Origin of the sequence: Azospirillum aestuarii (assembly GCF_016632405.1) — a bacterium.
Lineage (GTDB): Bacteria > Pseudomonadota > Alphaproteobacteria > Azospirillales > Azospirillaceae > Azospirillum > Azospirillum aestuarii.
Genome location: NZ_JAEPIV010000077.1, coordinates 1 through 3,209 on the forward strand (window position 1 = coordinate 1; position 3,209 = coordinate 3,209).

General features: G+C 65.2%; 4 protein-coding genes and 1 pseudogene. 3 read left to right on the top strand and 2 right to left on the bottom strand.

Annotation, left to right across the window (positions count from 1 at the left end; translation table 11 throughout):
* Positions 1–241, bottom strand: a pseudogene (locus JJL56_RS32595) (hypothetical protein); the annotation flags it as partial.
* A 332-nt stretch (positions 242–573) separates the two neighbouring features.
* Between JJL56_RS32595 and JJL56_RS32600 the strand changes: the two are divergent.
* From JJL56_RS32600 to JJL56_RS32610, 3 genes are read left to right on the top strand one after another with little or no spacing between them, the layout of a single operon-like run.
* Positions 574–855 carry a type II toxin-antitoxin system RelE/ParE family toxin gene (locus tag JJL56_RS32600; protein ID WP_200487916.1) on the top strand — a complete coding sequence of 94 codons (282 nt, stop codon included), beginning with the start codon at positions 574–576 and terminating at the stop codon, positions 853–855.
* Positions 855–1,166: a HigA family addiction module antitoxin gene (locus tag JJL56_RS32605; protein WP_137118876.1), complete on the top strand. Its 312-nt coding sequence runs from the start codon at positions 855–857 to the stop codon at positions 1,164–1,166. Before JJL56_RS32600 ends, JJL56_RS32605 begins: the two co-directional genes overlap by 1 nt.
* 19 nt (positions 1,167–1,185) lie before the next feature.
* Complete coding sequence (locus JJL56_RS32610; protein ID WP_200487917.1) at positions 1,186–1,458, top strand: hypothetical protein; 273 nt, start codon at positions 1,186–1,188, stop codon at positions 1,456–1,458.
* 394 nt (positions 1,459–1,852) lie between these two features.
* Here JJL56_RS32610 and JJL56_RS32615 read toward each other — a convergent pair whose 3' ends face one another.
* A complete protein-coding gene (locus tag JJL56_RS32615; RefSeq protein WP_200487918.1) occupies positions 1,853–2,572 on the bottom strand; it encodes a hypothetical protein in 720 nt (239 codons plus the stop codon).
* Between the last annotated feature and the right edge of the window lie 637 nt (positions 2,573–3,209).

The window sequence follows — 3,209 nt, forward strand, 5'->3', positions numbered from 1 at the left end:
GGCTGCCGAAGCGCATGGGACGCCCCGCGGCGTTGATGGTCCAGGCCCAGACGCGCGGTTCGCCGCCGGTGCTGAGGCCGGACTCGACGCGGCCGACCGCCAGCAGCAGCCCGGACGGAATGCCGACGAGGCGCTCCACCCGTTCGATCGCCTCTTCGCAGGAGCCGGACGGGGCGCGGGCGCGAGCTCCTGCCACGGGCAGCGCCATTGCGGCGAGAAGGGCGGCAAGCAGCACCGTCACGCGCGGGCGCGCCGCCCGCCGCTCACCGGCTCTGTTCTTCCTGTTCGGCCACCACCATGAGTTCATGCCTTGAGCATGCAGGTACGGCGGTGCGGGGTTCGAGCACCCGCGAACAGCTTTTCTCGGCGTGAATTTTAAGCTGGCGGAGGGGCGTCAGGCCTCACCGTTTGGGGGCGCTCCTCACCCTCAACGCCGCCTGACACAAATGCGAGCGGGGGCGCCCTGTGCCGGAACCGCTCGGTTCTGGCATAGCCGTGAACCCGACATGAACGTAAACCGTCGCCTTACACTTTTCCGTTGACGCCATGAGTGTAAAGTAATACTTTACACTCATGATCCGCACCATTCAGAATAGGGCTCTGCGGCACTACTTCGAAACCGGCAAAGCCGACAAGCTGCCGGTCCAGGGTGCCGCCGTTGCCCGCGTCGGCCGCATCCTGCTGGCGCTGGACGCCGCGACCAAGCCCGAGGACATGAACCTTCCCGGCTATCACTTCCGCGGCCTGGAAGGGGCACCGCAGCGCTGGTCGGTGCGGGTCACCGCCAACTACCGCATCACCTTCGCCTGGGACGCCCCGGACGCCATCGACGTCGACCTGGAGGACTATCACTGATGACCACCACCCCCCTGAAGCGGGGCCTCGCCCCGATGCACCCCGGCGCCCTGTTGCGCGAGGACGTACTGCCAGCGCTCGACCGTCCGGTCTCCGACATCGCCAAGCTGCTGAAGGTTTCCCGTCAGACCCTGCACGCCATCCTGCGTGAAGAGGCGCCGGTGACCCCGGCTATGGCGCTGCGCCTGGGCAAGCTGTGCGGCAACGGGCCGGATCTCTGGGTCAACCTCCAGGCCCGCTATGATCTGGCCCGCCTCGCCACCGAGTTGGAGGACGAACTGGCCACCATCCCCACCCTCAACGCCGCCTGACGCTAAAACGAGGCTGACGATGCGCCTGCCCCTTTACGCACTGCTTCTGGTTGCGGCCTGCACCGCCAACCCGCCCGCTCTGGTCAAGCTGCCCGACGGCACCGACGCCTACGCCCTGCGCGCCAACTCCAGCCCCTTCCAGGCGGGCCAGGTGAGCGAGGAAGAGGTTATCGCCCAGGGCGTGCGCGATCAGAACCTCTGCCCGAACGGACACGAAATCGTCTCCAAGCGCAACGTAGCCCCCGGGAACTACAGTTTGGTCATCATGGACGCGCTGGTCCGCTGCCGCTGAGCCATGGGCGCCCGATGGCACTCGACTGGCGCAGATAGGAGCGGTTTCGCAACACCGCCGGCCGATCATGCGTCCGCGCCGGCCGGTGTTGTGAAACTTGCCGCGTTATGCTGTCATGAAAGAGTATGGATACGAGGCGACACGCCGGTCCGGCGCCTCACCTGATTGGGTACGGCCGGTCGGGTAAGATCAGCGCCTGGAGCTGCAGTTGGCCGCTTTGATCGCCGCCGGTGTGGCACCCGCTTCATTTAGACCGACAAGGCCAGCGGGATCCGCGCCGACCGCCCTGATCTGGCCGGCGCCTTGAATGCGCGCCGCCCCGGCGGTGCGGCGATGTCCGGATCGCGTCCCTTTGACGGACATGAACCGGGATGATCAGGGCACTGCATCGGCCTTACGACGAGGAAACCACAAGCATATCGCTGGCCGACAGGGTTCGAACGTTGAGCGTGGCCATCGGAACTGCCGCCGCCGTCCCGGTGCCGTCGGGATCATAGGACAGAACGCCGGTGACCGTCTCGAACACGAAGCGGCTGTTGGCCTGGGTTGGAGCATCCAACGCAAACATATTGGGGACGAGTGGCCCTGTCGGAACTCCACCGAATGCCGCCCCCGCGAATTCAACATGGTCTTCACCAAGTTTAAAATCCAAAATCGTGGCGGATCCTTGGCCTGGACCGGCGAGCAAGAACGCATCGGAACCATTCCCCCCGACCAGAGTGTCAGAGCCGCCTCGCCCGTCGACGACATCATTGCCGCCTCCGCCAACCAAGGTGTTTGCTGAAGGATCACCACTGATCGTGGAAAACGCGGCGGCGCCGTAATGTCGAGCGAAGACGCCTGCGCCGCTGCCATCCTGACCGTCGGAGCGCCAAGCGACGAGAACAGTGCCGGTGCCGTCGACGCTCACGGCAGGGGTGGTCTGGTCGCCCGCGGTCGTGGCGTTGACCAGGAACTCATCACCGACCCGGCCGCCATCCCCATCGAAGCGCTGGGCGTAAATCCCGTGGCCCGATCCGTCCTGCCCCTCGCTGACCCAGGTCGCCACGAAGCCGCCACCCGGCGTGGTCGACAGCGCGATGTCCGACTGTGTGCCGGCGGTCGTCGTGTTCACCAGGAACGCGTCGCCGGCCGCCGCTCCGCCGGCGCTGAAGCGGCGCGCGTAGACGCCGGTGTTTCCATCCGGCAAGCCTTGCGACGATGTCGGGCCGCAGATAGACTGACCCTATCAACGTGCTGAAAAGGCTGATTTCATCCAAATTGGCGTGACCTCGTTTCCACAATAAGACTGACCTAATTCCGATACTTCCACAATAAAATTGACCCGGTTCAGGTCTTGGCCTTTTGCGCCGACGCTTTGGAGGTGCAATCCCAGCAACGCGCTCTTTGGCTTCCGGCACCGCTCGGCTGCCGTGGAGGGTGCCGTAATACCCCCGATGATACGTGTATCGGGGGGTATCACGTGACTTCGGCCGTTATCAGGAAAGGACGTTGGCACCACGGGTGTCGGCGGGCGATATAACCATTACTGAAGGCAGTCCGGCCGGAAAACGCACTGATCCGCCTCTTGATCGGAATGCGGCGGTCCTCGCCTCCCTCCGCCGCGCCTTGGACAGGGCCGGCCTAAACGGATGGCACGGCGCCGACCGGCCAGATCGTCGTCAAGCGGAGTAACCTGCCCAGGCCGGCGAGCTATGTTGGAGATTGGGTGACGGGCCGATCAGGCGGCGTTCTGTGACGCGGCTTCAGTG